This window comes from Halopolyspora algeriensis, from assembly GCF_003337235.1.
In the GTDB taxonomy this organism is placed as follows: Bacteria; Actinomycetota; Actinomycetes; order Mycobacteriales; family Pseudonocardiaceae; genus Haloactinomyces; species Haloactinomyces algeriensis.
The window spans coordinates 101,448-116,668 of record NZ_QPJC01000007.1; the positions used below are offsets into that span (position 1 = coordinate 101,448).

Annotated in this window: 14 protein-coding genes; 4 read left to right on the top strand and 10 right to left on the bottom strand. The window is 68.6% G+C overall.

The window, feature by feature from the left end; translation table 11 throughout:
• Positions 1-50: 50 nt before the first annotated feature.
• On the bottom strand, positions 51-1,013 hold the full coding sequence (locus DFQ14_RS12440; RefSeq protein WP_246195476.1) for a hypothetical protein: 963 nt from the start codon (positions 1,011-1,013) through the stop codon (positions 51-53).
• 163 nt (positions 1,014-1,176) lie between these two features.
• Positions 1,177-2,661 carry an NCS2 family permease gene (locus tag DFQ14_RS12445; RefSeq protein ID WP_114453416.1) on the bottom strand — a complete coding sequence of 495 codons (1,485 nt, stop codon included), beginning with the start codon at positions 2,659-2,661 and terminating at the stop codon, positions 1,177-1,179.
• 756 nt (positions 2,662-3,417) lie between these two features.
• Between DFQ14_RS12445 and DFQ14_RS12450 the strand changes: the two genes are divergently transcribed.
• The 3 genes from DFQ14_RS12450 to DFQ14_RS12460 are packed head-to-tail and all read left to right on the top strand — an operon-like array spanning position 3,418 to position 6,274.
• Complete coding sequence (locus tag DFQ14_RS12450; RefSeq protein WP_338072607.1) at positions 3,418-4,371, top strand: ABC transporter substrate-binding protein; 954 nt, start codon at positions 3,418-3,420, stop codon at positions 4,369-4,371.
• 27 nt (positions 4,372-4,398) lie between these two features.
• Positions 4,399-5,484, top strand: coding sequence for a FecCD family ABC transporter permease (locus DFQ14_RS12455; protein WP_420810160.1), 1,086 nt, complete (start codon positions 4,399-4,401; stop codon positions 5,482-5,484).
• 16 nt (positions 5,485-5,500) lie between these two features.
• Complete coding sequence (locus DFQ14_RS12460; protein ID WP_114453418.1) at positions 5,501-6,274, top strand: ABC transporter ATP-binding protein; 774 nt, start codon at positions 5,501-5,503, stop codon at positions 6,272-6,274.
• Between the two features lie 97 nt (positions 6,275-6,371).
• Here the strand turns inward: DFQ14_RS12460 and lgt are convergent, their stop codons facing one another.
• The 6 genes from lgt to DFQ14_RS12490 form a co-directional block, all read right to left on the bottom strand.
• Positions 6,372-7,418 carry a prolipoprotein diacylglyceryl transferase gene (gene lgt / locus DFQ14_RS12465; RefSeq protein ID WP_114453543.1) on the bottom strand — a complete coding sequence of 349 codons (1,047 nt, stop codon included), beginning with the start codon at positions 7,416-7,418 and terminating at the stop codon, positions 6,372-6,374.
• Between the two features lie 145 nt (positions 7,419-7,563).
• Positions 7,564-8,358: a tryptophan synthase subunit alpha gene (gene trpA, locus DFQ14_RS12470; RefSeq protein ID WP_114453419.1), complete on the bottom strand. Its 795-nt coding sequence runs from the start codon at positions 8,356-8,358 to the stop codon at positions 7,564-7,566.
• The gene (gene trpB, locus DFQ14_RS12475; RefSeq protein WP_114453420.1) at positions 8,355-9,638 is read right to left on the bottom strand and encodes a tryptophan synthase subunit beta; all 1,284 of its coding nucleotides are present in this window, start codon (positions 9,636-9,638) and stop codon (positions 8,355-8,357) included. Before trpB ends, trpA begins: the two co-directional genes overlap by 4 nt.
• Before the next feature lie 9 nt (positions 9,639-9,647).
• Entirely contained in the window at positions 9,648-10,460 is an 813-nt protein-coding gene (gene trpC, locus DFQ14_RS12480; RefSeq protein ID WP_114453421.1) for an indole-3-glycerol phosphate synthase TrpC, read from the bottom strand.
• A 275-nt stretch (positions 10,461-10,735) separates the two neighbouring features.
• The gene (locus DFQ14_RS12485) at positions 10,736-11,365 is read right to left on the bottom strand and encodes a Trp biosynthesis-associated membrane protein (protein ID WP_114453422.1); all 630 of its coding nucleotides are present in this window, start codon (positions 11,363-11,365) and stop codon (positions 10,736-10,738) included.
• Positions 11,362-12,999 (bottom strand): anthranilate synthase component I, encoded by a 1,638-nt coding sequence (locus DFQ14_RS12490; protein ID WP_114453423.1) that lies wholly within the window; start codon positions 12,997-12,999, stop codon positions 11,362-11,364. Before DFQ14_RS12490 ends, DFQ14_RS12485 begins: the two co-directional genes overlap by 4 nt.
• A 191-nt stretch (positions 13,000-13,190) precedes the next feature.
• On the opposite strand from DFQ14_RS12490, the gene DFQ14_RS12495 reads away from it, so the two are divergent.
• Positions 13,191-13,829, top strand: a complete 639-nt coding sequence (locus DFQ14_RS12495; protein ID WP_114453424.1) for a TetR/AcrR family transcriptional regulator — start codon at positions 13,191-13,193, stop codon at positions 13,827-13,829.
• Between the two features lie 45 nt (positions 13,830-13,874).
• Here the strand turns inward: DFQ14_RS12495 and hisI are convergent, their stop codons facing one another.
• Both hisI and hisF read right to left on the bottom strand, forming a co-directional pair.
• Entirely contained in the window at positions 13,875-14,228 is a 354-nt protein-coding gene (gene hisI, locus DFQ14_RS12500; RefSeq protein ID WP_420810163.1) for a phosphoribosyl-AMP cyclohydrolase, read from the bottom strand.
• Positions 14,229-14,254: 26 nt separating this feature from the next.
• Positions 14,255-15,028 carry an imidazole glycerol phosphate synthase subunit HisF gene (gene hisF / locus DFQ14_RS12505; protein WP_114453426.1) on the bottom strand — a complete coding sequence of 258 codons (774 nt, stop codon included), beginning with the start codon at positions 15,026-15,028 and terminating at the stop codon, positions 14,255-14,257.
• Positions 15,029-15,221 lie beyond the last annotated feature (193 nt).

Here is a 15,221-nt window from a genome sequence, read left to right on the forward strand (position 1 = left end):
GAAGCGAGTGAACGGAACTTTCGTTACTTCTATCCGAGCGAAAGTTCCGTTCACTCATTTTTGCGCGGTAATGCTGTGACGTGTGGGCGCGGCCTCTGCCGTGCCGCCGCACAGGCCCCGTGAAGCTCGTCGAGGACACCTCGAGGGTCGTCCCGGAGCCTGGACGGCACCGTGTGCACCACGGTGATCCCAGCAGCGGTCATGGTCGAATGTCGCGCAGTCGTGGTCTTGTACGCCGCAGGCGACAGATGGTATTCGAGAGAGTCGATCTCCCATGCCAACCCGACATCATCGATCCACCCGTCGGGCGAGCCCAGAAACCGTCCTGCCGGATCGAGCAGGCGAACATTCCAAGACATCGGCGGCAGTCCGCTGCCCTGTACAAGCCGGTAAGCCCATCCCTCCGCAGGCGAGTGCACATTCGCGTTCATTTCCTGCAGCACCAACCGGCACAGCGCCGACCCCCTCCCGGAGCCGGCGGCCAATTCCCGAGCCAGCTCGTCCGGGTGCACCATCCCACGCTGCACCGCTTCGGCCAGCAGCGCCCGCACGCCATCGAGCGTGCGGCACCGGCGCGCCGCATCGAGTACCGCGCGTACCAGCGGGGCGACGAGAAAGCCGGAGACGAGCTCCGGAACCGGAAGGCGGATCGTTCGCTCGATCACGACCGGGTTGTGGTCGGCCCGCTTGCGGGCGTCCGGGATGAGCATGTGCACCGTGGTGAATTCGGGCAGTCGCAGCATGCCGTGCAGGACACAGGCAGCGAGCCCGGTGATCATCGATCCCGGGCCCGCATAGCGCAGGGCCGCATCACGGAGCTGGTCGTCGCTGATCGGCCCACGGTGCAGCTTGAGCACACCGGGTAGGACGCGCTCCCACGGGCCGCCCGCCCGAGCGCGATCCGCCACTGTTCGCCGCGGTACGCCGACCTGGTCCAGTTCACGTACCGTGATGATTCCGCGCGGTGCCAACAGGGTCACGGCATCCCAGTCCACTCGTGATCGTCGAGGCATACGAGCACGGTGCGGGTGTAGTGCGTGCCTTGCCAGAAGCGGTTCCACATTCTGTGGATAAACAGCTCCGCCGGGGAGAACTCAACAGATACCGCAGGGAGTGAACGGAACTTTCGTTACTTCTATCCGAGCGAAAGTTCCGTTCACTCGGTTCGGCGGGGAATCAGCCGGCGCCGAGCAATGTCTCCAGCGGGCCGATCGCGAAGTAGAGCACGAACAGCACCGAAACTCCCCACATGAGTGGGTGAATCTCCCGGGCCCGCCCCTGGCAGGCACGGATCACCACGTAACTGACGAAGCCCGCACCGATCCCGTTGGTGATCGAGTAGGTGAACGGCATGAGCACCATGGTCAGGAATGCCGGGATCGCGATGCCGAAGTCACTGAAGTCGATGCTGCGCACCTGGGTCAGCATCAGAAAGCCGACCACCACCATCGCCGGGCTCGCCGCCTCGAACGGCACCACCGACACCAACGGCGTGAGGAACATCGCCAGCAGGAACAGAACACCGGTCACCACACTGGCCAGTCCGGTCCGCGCACCTTCACCGACACCGGCGGCCGACTCGACATAAGTGGTGTTCGACGAGGTCGAGGCGGCACCACCGGCGATGGCCGCCAGGGAGTCGACGAAGAAGACCCGACCGATACCGGGAAGTCTGCCCTGCTTGTCCAACAGCCCGGCTTCATTGCCGACACCGACGACCGTGCCCATCGTGTCGAAGAAGTCGGCGAGCATCAGCGTGAACACGAACAGCACCGCCGCGACGGCACTCACCTGCTCGAAGGAGCCGAGCAGGGAGAAGTTCCCCACCAGCGACAGGTTCGGCAGCCCGATGAAGTCGGTGGGCACTTCCGGCACGACCAGACTCCAGCCCCCCGGATTGTCCCCGGACACCTGCCCGAGGTTGCCGAATGCCTCGATGAGCACCGCCAGCACGGTCGTCGCGGCGATCCCGAGCAGGATGGCTCCCTTGACCCTGCGGGTCACCAGCACCGCCACCAGCAGCACCCCGATGGCGAACACGAGCGAGGGCCACCCGAAGAGTTGCCCCGTGTTGCCGAGCTGGACCGGCACGGTCGTCCCGGCAGCGTCCGGCACCCGTTGCACGAAACCGGCGTCGACGAACCCGATCAGAGCGATGAACAAACCGATTCCCACCCCGGTGGCCGTCTTCAACTGGGTGGGAACGGCGTTGAACACCGCGGTGCGGAAGCCGGTCAGTACCACGATCAGGATGATGATGCCCTCGAGGACGATCAGCCCCATGGCATCGGCCCAGGTCATCTCGGGGGCCACCGTCGTGGCGAGGAACGCGTTCAACCCCAGCCCGGTGGCGAGCGCGAACGGGTACTTGCCGATGATCCCCATCAGGACGGTCATGACCCCGGCAACCAGGGCGGTCGCCGCCGCGACCTGCGAGATACCGAGCGTGGCACCGGTCGCATCGGCGGCCGTGCCGACGATCAACGGGTTGAGCACCACGATGTAGGCCATCGTGAAGAAGGTGACCAGGCCACCGCGGAGCTCCCGGCTCAACGTGGACCCGCGCGCGGTGATCTCGAAGTATCTGTCCAGCCGCCCCGAGGGCCGTCGGCTCGCGTGTTCCGTATCGCCCGGCTCGGTTCCGGCCGCATGAGCGTTCATGCACTGCTCCGTCGAGTTCGACTGATGAGGTTCGGGCGGCCCCCTTCGAAACGGAGGCCGCAGGGAATCCGGTTCGAGACGGCCACTCGCTCACCGCGCGATATCAGTTCCCGCATGTCCGGCTCTCCCGGGGGTTCCCGCGTTGGCGACGCGCAGCCTATTCGCAGAAAGTTCGCCGATTCAACTCCTCACCCGGGAATTCTTGCCCCAGCGGCGATGACGTTGCCCATATGGTGGCGCTCACTTCCGTTTTCCGTAAGCGGACAGCGCCATGGCACTGCGAACCGTCCCCGTCCGTCCAGGAGTGACCGACACCGGTACACGAGGCGTGCCGGCCCAGCAGCGAGGTCGGCGCAGCGATGCGGGCAGCGAGAAGGACGACATTGCCGTCATCACGATGCGGAGGCACGTCAGCACGCATCGGGATCAGTATCGGCTCTCCGCCCCGCACAGGCGGGAGCGCTCGTGGGCGGGAATTCCGATACCTGTCCGGCGACTGATATCTTTCCAGCTCAGGACATCACCCGAGCGACCGTGTCGCCACGTGTCGATGTCCACAGGACGCCCGCGGAAGCGAAATCCGGTGTGAATCCGGTGCTGTGCCGCAACTGTGATGCCCCACCCACCGGTGGCGGTGAGCCAGGTCGCCTTGTGCGCGGCGTCGATGACCGCCACTTCCGGTGCAGGAGTGCGGCGTCGGTCAGCGCGAGCAACGGCGGCAGGCGCCCCCTCACACCGGCCGATATCGAGGACATGATGACCGGCATGATCGGGCTCCGCCGCCTCGCGGCACTACTGCTCTCCGCCTTCGCCCTACTCATCGGCACCACTGCTTGCGCCACCCGGCCGCAGTCCGGCGGATCTCCCACCCCGGGGAACGATCCGGCTTCGGCCTTTCCGGTCCGGGTCACCGCTCAGGGTCAAGAGCCCGTGACGCTGCCCGAGCAGCCGAAGCGGATCGTGTCGTTGAGTCCCACCGCCACCGAGACGCTGTACGCGATCGGAGCGGGCAAGCAGGTGGTCGCGGTGGACAAGTACTCCAACCATCCCGAGCGGGCACCGCAGACCCGGATGTCGGGGCTGAATGTCACCGCAGGCACGATCGCCGAGTACAAGCCCGACCTCGTGGTGGCGCCGGACAGCTCGGCCGAACTGGCCAAGGGCTTGCGGGCCATCGACATCGCGACCCTTCTCCTGCCCGCCGCATCGGACCTCGACGCCGCCTACCGCCAGATCGAGCTGCTCGGCCGCGCCACCGGCCACCACGATCAGGCTCGGGATCTGACCGGCCGGATGCAGGCGGAGATCACGAAGATCGTGGCCGACACGCCCGAACCGCAGCGTCCGTTGACCTACTACCACGAGGTGAGTCCCGACTTCTACACGGCGACCTCGCGCAGTTTCGTCGGCAGCGTGTACGGCCTTTTCGGCCTGAGCAACATCGCCGACAAGGCCGAGGGCACGTTCCCGCAGCTGTCCGAGGAGCACATTCTTCGAGCCAACCCCGACCTGATCTTCCTGGCCGATGTCAAAGGCACTCAGGTCACGGCGAAGTCGGCGGCGGCACGCCCGGGCTGGGGCACGCTCACTGCCGTACGCGAGGGACACGTCTTCGAACTCGACGACGACATCGCCAGTCGGTGGGGCCCTCGCATCGTCGAACTGGTGCGCGCCATCAGCGATGCCGTTACCCGGGCCCAGAAGGGCTGACCGGACTTCATGCCCGACTCGGCCCCGGTGACAGTGCCTTCCGGTTCGGGGCGGCCCCGGACGCAGCAGTCCGACACGTCCCCCGCCTCCACGCTGCGGCGCACCAGGCTGCGTACCGCACACATACTCGCCGGCCTCGCGACACTTCTGCTCACCGTCCTCGCCGGGGTGCTGCTGGGGGCGGCCGATCTGGGGTGGCAGCGTGTTCTCACCGAATTCGGCGCCCAGCTGACCGGGGGCACCTCGCCGCTGTCCGAGCGGGAAGCGGCGATCCTGTGGCAGCTCCGGGTACCCCGGGTCGTGCTGGGTGCGCTGGTCGGTGCCGCACTGGCGATCTCCGGCGCGGCGTTTCAGGGTGTCTTCCGCAACCCGCTGGCCGATCCGTATCTGCTCGGAGCCGCGTCCGGTGCCGGTCTGGCGGTGACGATCGTGGTGGCGATCGTGCCGCAGGTGGGATTGGGCGTGTCCACGACCACCCAGTTGGCGGCGTTCGCAGGCGCACTGGGCGGTGTCGGCCTGACATGGCTGATCGGCCGCTCGGCCGGTTCCGACACGGCGACACTGGTTCTCGCCGGTGTCGCGGTCAGTTTCTTTCTCACCGCCGGGCAGACATTCGCCCAGCAGCTGCGGCTCGAATCGCTGCAGCAGGTCTACATGTGGATCCTCGGTCGATTGACCACCACGGGCTGGCGGGAAGTGTTGATCGTGCTGCCCTACCTCGCGGTGGCCGCGATCGTGCTGTGGTCATGCGCCCGGCTGCTGGACCTGCTGGGCACCGGTGACGAGGAAGCCGCGGCCCTCGGCGTGCGGCCGGGACGGGTACGGATGCTGGTGCTGCTCGCGGCCTCCCTGGCCACCGCCGCCGCCGTCTCGGTTGCCGGGCTCATCAGCTTCGTCGGGCTTGTCGTTCCGCATCTGGTCCGCCTGGCGGTGGGAGGTAGTTTCCGGATCATCGTCCCCCTGTCGCTGCTGTTCGGAGCCTCGTTTCTCATCGGTGCCGACATGCTCGCCCGGACCGTGATGGCACCGGCCGAACTCCCGATCGGCGTCATCACCGCGTTCACCGGAGCACCGTTCTTCGCCGTCCTCCTGCGCGCCCAACGGCGCACCTGATCCGAAGAAGGCGCACATGAGCACCCTGGAACTCGAGGAACTCTCGGCCGGTTACCGGCGGCGCACCGTGGTGTCCGGAATCTCGGCACAGGTGGCCTCCGGCGGCTGGCTGGGTGTCATCGGACCGAACGGGTCCGGCAAATCCACTCTGCTCAAGGCCATGCTGGGGCTGGTACGTCACGAAGGCCGGGTCCTGGTCGACGGCCGTGCGGTCACGGGTCTGCGTCCCCGCGACCGCGCCCGTGCCATCGGCTACGCTCCGCAGATCCCGCAACTGCCGGTCGGGCTGACGGTCACCGACTACGTGCTGCTGGGGCGCACTCCGCACCTGAGTCCGCTCGGACGGGAGGGAAGTGCCGACCTCGATACGGTCGGTGACGTGCTGCAGCGGCTCGATCTCTCGAAGTTCGCGAATCGGCCGCTGAGCACGCTGTCCGGCGGCGAGCGTCAGCGCACCGTGCTCGCACGAGCACTCGCGCAGCGTGCGGGTGTGCTCCTGCTCGACGAGCCGACGACAGGTCTGGACGTCGGTCATGCGCAGGCCCTGCTGGACCTGGTGGACGAGTTGCGGGCGGAGCTGGGGACCACCGTGGTCACCACACTGCACGACCTGACTCTGGCGGGTCAGTACGCCGAGCGGTTGCTGCTGCTCGACCAGGGTCGTGTGGCGGCCGAAGGGCCCCCGGACGAGGTGCTCACCACGTCGGTACTCACCGAGCGCTACACCGCTCGCGTGGCGATCCTGCGCACCCCGGACGGATCCCCCGTCATCGCCCCGGTACGGGATTAGACATCAATCGACAGAGCCTCGTTCAACGCCCCGCCCGGTTGCCTGTCCCATGGTTCGTGCCCAACGGTCCCGTGGCTTTCGGGGCGGAACAGGTCTACTAGCTTTTCTCCCGGGACTCGGAGCCCGGTTCGGAATTCGAACCCGGATGCTCCCGGCCTTCGTCGTGCGCCTCCGGCTCACCCTCGGCTCCGGAATGCGTTGCCGCGTCCGTCCCGGCCTTTCCGTCCACTGACGCATCGTCGTCGTCCTCCGGCCGAGGCTTGCCCCGCAGCGCGGTGGGATCCTCCCGCTTGCCGCGCACGAGGACGAGGTACAGCACCGCCAGCGCGAAGATGACGATCGAGGTGTAGACGTTGATGCGCACGCCGAGGATTTCCGTGGCGGGATCCGTACGCAGCATTTCGATCCACACCCGTCCCGCGGTGTAGCCGGCGACGTAGAGCGCGAACACCCGACCGTGCCCCATGCGGAACCTGCGGTCGGCCCACACCAGCAGGACCACGACCAGAAGGTTCCACAGCAGTTCGTACAGGAACGTCGGATGCACCACCGCGATCGGGGTGTGATCCACCGCGACACCGGTGACCGGGGCGAGCGCGCCGGTTTCGGGGTTCACCCGCTCGTAGATCTCCAGACCCCACGGCAGAGTGGTCGGGCCACCGTAGAGTTCCTGGTTGAACCAGTTTCCGAGCCGGCCGATCGCCTGGGCGAGGATGATGCCGGGAGCCACGGCATCGGCGAAGGCCGGAAGCGGTACTCCGTACCGGCGGCACCCGATCCAGGCTCCGACCGCGCCCAGCGCGACCGCACCCCAGATTCCCAGGCCGCCTTCCCACACCTTGAAGATGTCCAGCGGATTCTCACCGGGTCCGAAGTAGCGGTACCAGTCGGTGGCCACGTGATACAGCCGCCCGCCGACGAGCCCGAACGGCACGGCGAACACGGCGATGTCGGTGACGGTGCCCTTGCGGCCACCGCGAGCCACCCACCGGCGGTCACCCCAGAGGATCGCCACCACGATCCCGGCGATGATGCACAGGGCGTAGGCACGGATGGGGATCGGCCCGAGGAACCAGACCCCGCGATCGGGACTGGGAATGTTGGCCAGGACGGCAGTCGCCGAAGTGGATACCGGGGCAGTCACGGCCTCCACGGTATCTGGCGACCCGGAGGACTCGACCGCCGCCTCGGCATGTACGGGGCACTCGAGCGCTCACCGGCCGAACACGGACCTTCCCGGATCCCCGTCCGAAGCACCCGACCTTCGGGCACCCCGGATTTCGAGGCCCTCAGCCTGCGCGAACGCCGCGCCCGAGGTCGGTGGCCAACTCTGCCACGCCCTCCGGGCCCTGTTGCTCGGCACGCGTGACGAACGCGGAGCCGACTATCACCCCATCGGCGAAGGAGGCGACCTCGGCGGCCTGCTCGGCCGAGCGCACGCCGAGCCCGACACCGATCGGCAGGTCGGTGTGCGCGCGGGTGCGCTCCACCAGCCCGGCTGCCGCCGCGCCGACGGAGTCACGCGCACCCGTCACGCCCATCACCGAGGCGGCGTAGACGAAACCGGAGCTGGCCTTGGCGGTCAGGGCGAGGCGTTGTTCGGTGGACGAGGGCGCGACCAGGAAGATCCGGTCGAGCTCGTGCCTCTCGGTCGCAGCCAGCCACTCCTCGGCCTCCTCCGGAATGAGGTCCGGGGTGATCACGCCGAGCCCGCCCGCGGATCGCAGGTCGCGCGCGAACGCGTCCGGACCGTAGTGGTGCACGGGATTCCAGTAGGTCATGACCACGGGGTGCCCACCGGCCGAAGCGACCGAGGACACCACGTCGAACAGGTCACGGACACGGAAACCGCTGCGCAGAGCCGTGCCACTGGCGGCCTGGATGGTGGGTCCGTCGAGGACCGGGTCCGAGTACGGAAGCCCCACCTCGACGATGTCGCAGCCGGGCCCCTCGCCGGTTCCCCGGACCATCGCGGTGAACAGCTCCCGCGAGCGGGGCAGGGTCGGGTATCCGGCGGGCAGGTACCCGAGGAGAGCGGCCCGACCGGCCCGGGAGCAGGCCGTGAACACCTCGTGCAGACTCACTGGCTCTCCTCCTGGTCGGCCTCGGGAACCAACCCGAAGTAGTTCGCCGCGGTGTCCATGTCCTTGTCCCCGCGGCCCGACAGGTTGACCACGATGACGCCGTCCGGCCCCAGTTCACGGCCCAATCGCAGCGCACCGGCCAGTGCGTGGGCCGATTCGATGGCCGGGATGATGCCCTCGGTCCGCGACAGGAGGCGGAACGCCTGCATGGCCTCGTCGTCGGTGACCGGCTGGTACTCGGCGCGCCCGGAGTCCTTGAGCCAGGAGTGCTCCGGCCCGACTCCCGGGTAGTCCAGCCCGGCCGAGATCGAGTACGCCTCGGCGATCTGCCCGTCCTCGTCCTGCAGCAGGTAGGACCGCGCACCGTGCAGCGTTCCCGGGGAGCCGTGCGTCAGAGTCGCGCAGTGCTCACCGCTGTCCACCCCGTGGCCCTCTGCCTCGAACCCGACGAGCCGGACGGGATCGTCGAGGAATCCGTGGAAGATCCCGATGGCGTTGGAACCGCCCCCGACGCAGGCGGCCACGGCATCGGGCAGCCGGCCGGTGAGTGCCAGCGCCTGCTCCCGAGCCTCCTCCCCGATCACCTTGTGGAGGTTGCGCACCAGCACCGGGAACGGGTGCCCTCCTGCCGCGGTGCCGAGCAGGTAGTGGGTGTGGTCGACATTGGTGACCCAGTCGCGCAGGGCCTCGTTGATCGCGTCCTTCAAGGTCGCCGACCCGGTGTCCACCGGGCGGACCTCGGCACCCAGCAGACGCATCCGCGCCACGTTGAGGGCCTGTCGCTTGGTGTCGACCTCGCCCATGTAGATGACGCAGTCCAGATCGAGCAATGCGCAGGCCGTCGCGGTGGCCACGCCGTGCTGCCCGGCACCGGTCTCGGCGATCACCCGGCTCTTGCCCATGCGCTTGACCAGCAACGCCTGCCCGAGCACGTTGTTGATCTTGTGCGAGCCGGTGTGGTTGAGGTCCTCGCGCTTGAGCAGGATCCGCGCGCCACCGGCATGCTCGGAGAAGCGCTCGGCCTCCGTCAGCAGGGACGGACGGCCCGCGTAGTCCCGCAGCAGACGCCCCAGCTCGTCGACGAACTCCGGGTCGCGCTGAGCCTTCTCGTACTCGGCGGCGAGTTCGTCCTGTGCGGCGATCAACGCCTCCGGCATGAACCGCCCGCCGTAAGGACCGAAATGGCCGCGCTCGTCGGGATCGTGCCCCTCGGGAACAGCCTTGTCCCTGTGGTGAGCACGCGCGTTCTCGGTACCACTGACGTCGCGCACAGGTGCCATCGAAGTCTCCTATCCCCGGCTGGACCGCGGGCATGCAGGGTGGGACCCGGCCGTGACCAACTGGGTCAGCGCAGTACGCGGATTGTCACTGGTCACAAGCCCTTCCCCGACGAGTACGGCGTCGGCGCCGGAACCGGCGTAGGCCATCAGGTCGCTCGGGCCGCGCACCCCGGACTCGGCGATCTTGAGCACCTCCGGGGGCAGCCCGGGCGCGATCCGGCCGAAGACCTCCCGGTCCACTTCCAGTGTATGCAGGTTCCGCGCGTTGATACCGATGATCTTGCCACCGGCCGCCAGCGCCCGATCGGCCTCCTCGGCGGTGTGCACTTCCATCAGCGCCATCATGCCGAGCGACTCCACCCGGTCGAGCAGAGCTTCCAGTGCATTCTGCTCGAGTGCGGCCACGATCAGCAGCACCATGTCCGCACCGTGGGCACGTGCCTCGTGCACCTGGTACGGGCTGACGATGAAGTCCTTGCGCAGCAGAGGCGTGTTCACCCTGGCCCGGACACGGTCGAAATCGGCCAGCGACCCCCCGAACCGGCGCTGCTCGGTGAGGACACTGATCACCCGTGCCCCCGCCTCGGTGTAGTCGGCGGCCAGGTCCTCGGGCTCGCCGATCCCCGCCAGCTCGCCCTTGGAGGGGCTGCGCCGCTTGACCTCGGCGATCACTCCCACGCCGGGCTGCTGCAGAGCGCCCCAGACGTCCCGGGGCGGTGGCGCGGCCGCGGACCGCTGCTTGATCTCCTCGAACGGGACCGCGGTCTCGCGGACCGCCATGTCCGCACGGACATCCTCGATGATGGTGTCCAGCACGCTCACGCGAGCACCTCACCTTGCGCTGGCCTGGCACTCGTTCGCAAGTCGTTGTGTGCGCAGATGCATTCCTTGCGCTCGATCACGACACTCCCCTTCCCCGCCGTGCCGGTCGCGTCATTGATGCTAAACCCGTGCGGTGCCTCGCCCGTCCAAGGGGTCGGGCGGAATGTCCCAGCGCAGCAAGGACCTTCGTCCCTGGCGCCCGAGAGCCCGGATGTGGTGGTGCCTGTTCCGGCAACGCCGGGTGAGGCTTGTCCGGCCCGGACGGCCCCGCCTCTTCAGGAATGGCGATCACCATCCCCGGGCGGATCGGTGGGGTCCTCTCCCGCATCGAGCGCCTCCCACAGCCGCCGGTCCGGGTCCCGGGATTCCCGCTTCGCCGTGGCCGGGGCGGAGTACTTCGCTCCCATCGCGGGCATGGACCGAGCACGCACCACGATGAGCAGGCCGGCCGCGAGCAGCAACACCGCACCGAGCGTCGTCAGCAGTGCCCCCGCCGGATTCGTCGACACGACGTCCACCGGAGTGCTTCCGGGCGGCAACTCCGCCGCGGCGGCAAGCGGCGGCGGACCCGTTGCCCACTCGGCCACCCGCCACCCGAGCAGACCTGCCTCGGCCATCATCAGCAGGCCGATGATGCGCCGCAGCCACCCACCGGTGGCCAGCAGGGCGGCGACCCCGGCCAGGGTGGCCAGCGCGAGCGGCACGAGCTCCGGACGCACCATGGCCCCGCTGACCGCCGCGGTTTTCTCACCGGAAAAGCGGGTCGAATAGCGCTGGCTTCCCCAGGTCAGGGCACTCGCGCCCCACAGCGCCGCAGCAGCGGCCAACATCAGCAGCACCACGACCGAAAGCAGGCGGCGCGGATTCGGTGGCCGTGGCGCCTCGGATTCCCGCTCGTCGGTCACGACACTGCACCATCCGTGGCCGACCGCATGCGCTCGCGATCCGGCTCGGCCGTCCCGGCCTCCGGTGCGGCCTCCTCGAGCGGGACGCTCGCCGATCGCCGCCCGGCCGGCTGCCGCAGGGTCTGGGCGGTGGCCACCGCATTGAGCACCGCCCTGGCCTTGTTCAGGCACTCCTGATCCTCGGCGACCGGGTCGGAGTCGGCGACGATGCCGCCCCCCGCCTGCACGTAGGCAGTACCGTCGCGCACCAGCGCCGTGCGGATCGCGATGGCGGTATCGGCGTCACCCGCGAAATCGAGGTAGCCCACCACACCGCCGTACTGCGCTCGCCGAGTGGGTTCGAGCTCCTCGATCAGTTCCAGCGCACGAGGTTTCGGGGCGCCGGACAGCGTTCCCGCGGGAAAGCACGCCGCGATGGCGTCGAACGCATTGCGGTCCTCCGCCAGCTTTCCGGACACGGTGGAGACGATGTGCATGACGTGGCTGTAGCGCTCGATCCGGAAGAAGTCCACCGGATGCACCGAACCCGGGCGGCAGACCCGTCCCAGATCGTTGCGCCCGAGATCGACGAGCATCAGATGCTCGGCGCGTTCCTTCTCGTCGCTGATGAGCTCCTTCTCCAGCAACGCGTCCTCGTCGGAGTCGGCACCACGCCAGCGCGTGCCCGCGATGGGGTGCGTGGTGGCCTGCCCGTCACGAACGGTCACCAGTGATTCCGGGCTGGATCCGACGATGTCGAAGTCGGCGCCCCCCTCGGGATCCTCCAGCCGCAGCAAGTACATGTAGGGACTGGGGTTGGTGGTCCGCAACACCCGGTAGGTGTCCAGGGAATCGGCATCGGTGGACATCTCGAATCGCTGCGAGACCACGACCTGGAAGGCTTCTCCCGACCGGATGGCCTCCTTGGCCCGGTTCACGGCCTCGTGATGCTCCTCGGGCTGACGCCTGCGGGTGAAGCGCGCCTCCGGACGGGAGAAAGCCGCCACGGTGGGTTCCGCGGGTGTGCAGAGCTGCTCGGTCATCTCGTCGAGGCGGCGCACCGCGTCGTCGTAGGCGAGATCGACACGTTCCGGGCTGTCGTCCCAGTTGACGGCGTTGGCGATCAACGTGATGGTGCCCTCGTGGTGGTCCAGCGCGGCCAGGTCGGTGGCCAGCAGCATCACCATCTCGGGAATCCGCAGGTCGTCCTCGGTCGATTCGGGCAGCCGCTCCAGGCGGCGCACGACGTCGTAACCGAGATAGCCGACCATGCCCCCGGTCAGCGGAGGAAGTCCCGGCAACGGATCCGTGCGCAGGAGCCGAACGGTTTCGCGCAGGGCTTCCAACGGATCGCCGCCTTCGGGCAGCCCGACCGGCGGGGTACCCGTCCAGTACGCCTGCCCGTCCCGCACGGTCAGCGCCGCCGCACTCCGCGCGCCGACGAACGACCAGCGCGACCACGAGCGGCCGTTCTCGGCGGATTCGAACAGGAACGTGCCTGCACGCTGCCCCGCAAGCTTGCGATACACGCCGAGCGGGGTTTCGTCGTCCGCGAGCAACCGCCGCACGACCGGAATCACCCGGCGCCCCGCCGCGAGCTCACGGAACTCGGCACGAGACGGGGTGATGCTGCCGATGTCACCGTCGCCGACCATGCCGTCATTGTGCCGGGTGGCTCCGAACGGCTACTCGCCACCTCGACGCACGGTTCCGGAAGAACGTGACGAAAGGGCTGCCGAGCAGTCGAGCACAAGCCCACCGCAGCGGCGCAAGCGCCCTCTCGGAACTGCTCATCCCGGGTATACCCGCTTTGCCTCCCGCCGACTCCGGCGGCGAGGATGGCCGGGTGAGCAGCGACACCGATCGGGACGATCACTCGCGCGCCTCCCGCCGCCGGGGGCGGCGGCCCGGGGGTGCCGACACCCGTGCAGCGCTCCTGGAGGCAGCGCGGGAGATGTTCATCGAGCAGGGCTACGACGGTGCCACGGTACGGGCGATCGCGATGCGGGCGGGCGTCGACCCGGCCATGGTCAATCACTGGTTCGGCGGCAAGGAGAGCCTGTTCACCGCCTCGGTGTCCATCCCGATCAGCCCGAGCGAGCTGATCCCGCACTTCCTGGAGGGAGGACGGGAAGGGATCGCCGAACGCATGGTGCGCACGTTCCTGGCGACCTGGGATGCCCGCGAAGGTGGCGAGTTCATGGCGCTGGTGCGCAGTATCGCCGGCCACGAGACGGCGGCACGGATGCTGCGCGAGTTCATCACCACCGTGCTCTTCGGCAGGCTGGTCCGGGCACTGGACATGGACCGACCCGAGCTGCGCGCGGCCCTGTGCGGTACGCAGATCGTCGGGCTGGGCATGATGCGCTACGTCGTGGAGCTCGAACCGCTGGCTTCGGCCGATCACGACACCGTCACCAATGCCGTGGCCCCCAATCTGCAGCGCTACCTCACCGGCGAGCTGTCCGGCACCGGCTCTTCCTGAGGTCTCGACCTCGATGCCGGGCATTTCCGCCCGAGGGGCGGAATCTCACGCAGTCGGCGGGCCCGCCTCCGCCAGGAGCACATCGGCGTCGAAGCAGGTGGCCTCACCGGTGTGGCAGGCCGCACCCACCTGATCGACCACGAGCAGCACGGTGTCGCCGTCGCAGTCCAGGCGGACCTCATGCACATACTGGGTGTGGCCGGAGGTTTCCCCCTTGACCCAGCGCTGTGCGCGGCTGCGCGAGTAGTAGGTGGCCCGGCGGGTGGTCAGCGTCCGCTGCAGCGCTCCATCGTCCATCCACGCCATCATCAGCACCTCGCCGGTGCCGCGCTGCTGGGCGACGGCGGCGACGAGCCCGTCGGCGTTGCGCTTGAGCCGGGAGGCGATCGCCGGATCCAGCTCGGTGGTGGCTGTTTCCTCCTCGCTCACCGGACCGTGATCCCTTCCGCGCGCATCGCTTCCTTGACCTCGTCGACACGGAGTTGTCCGAAGTGGAACACGCTGGCGGCCAGGACCGCGTCGGCACCGGCATGCACCGCGGGTGCGAAGTGCTCGACCGCACCCGCGCCCCCGCTGGCGATCAACGGGACCTGTACCGCGGCACGTACGGCACGGAGCATCTCCAGATCGAAGCCTGCCTTCGTGCCGTCGGCGTCCATCGAGTTCAACAGGATCTCGCCGACGCCCAGCTCCTCGCCGCGCTGCGCCCACTCCACGGCACAGATACCCGTGCCCTGGCGACCACCGTGCGTGGTGACCTCGAATCCCGAGGGGGTGGGTGTTCCTCCCTCCGGTACCCGGCGGGCATCCACCGACAGCACGACGCACTGCGCACCGAACCGCTGCGAGGACTCGCGGAGCAGTTCGGGACGGGCGATCGCGGCGGTGTTCAGGCTCACCTTGTCCGCGCCCGCGCGCAGCAGCCGGTCGATGTCGTCGGGACTGCGGACACCGCCCCCGACGGTCAGCGGGATGAACACCTGCTCCGCCGTGCGGCGCACCACGTCGTAGGTGGTCTCACGGTCGGCCGAGGAGGCCGTGACGTCGAGGAACGTCAGTTCGTCGGCGCCCTCGGCGTTGTAGACCTCGGCCAGCTCGACGGGATCGCCGGCATCCACCAGGTTGGTGAAGTTGACGCCCTTGACAACTCTGCCCGCGTCCACGTCCAGGCAGGGGATCACACGCACCGCGACGGCCATACCGCCAGCATACGGAGCCGCTGGGAAGGCCCCTCAGCCGCCCGCCGCGACGAGCCCGCGAAGCCGACAGGAATCGGTGCAGAGGCATGGTCCCGAGTTCGACCGCGGAGGCCGACCCTGCGGATGGACACCGACTCCAGCCCGTCGCTGTCGGCGCTGACCGCCGCGGCCGCGAGGCGGTGAGGCGGTGAGG

Bases quoted from the DNA above. Each gene is read 5' to 3' on its own strand.
- trpB (WP_114453420.1), bottom strand. From the start codon at position 9,638: ATGGCACCTGTGCGCGACGTCAGTGGTACCGAGAACGCGCGTGCTCAC.
- hisF (WP_114453426.1), bottom strand. From the start codon at position 15,028: ATGGCCGTCGCGGTGCGTGTGATCCCCTGCCTGGACGTGGACGCGGGC.
- DFQ14_RS12450 (WP_338072607.1), top strand. From the start codon at position 3,418: ATGACCGGCATGATCGGGCTCCGCCGCCTCGCGGCACTACTGCTCTCC.
- DFQ14_RS12445 (WP_114453416.1), bottom strand. From the start codon at position 2,661: ATGAACGCTCATGCGGCCGGAACCGAGCCGGGCGATACGGAACACGCG.
- DFQ14_RS12460 (WP_114453418.1), top strand. From the start codon at position 5,501: ATGAGCACCCTGGAACTCGAGGAACTCTCGGCCGGTTACCGGCGGCGC.
- DFQ14_RS12490 (WP_114453423.1), bottom strand. From the start codon at position 12,999: ATGGTCGGCGACGGTGACATCGGCAGCATCACCCCGTCTCGTGCCGAG.
- DFQ14_RS12440 (WP_246195476.1), bottom strand. From the start codon at position 1,013: ATGCCTCGACGATCACGAGTGGACTGGGATGCCGTGACCCTGTTGGCA.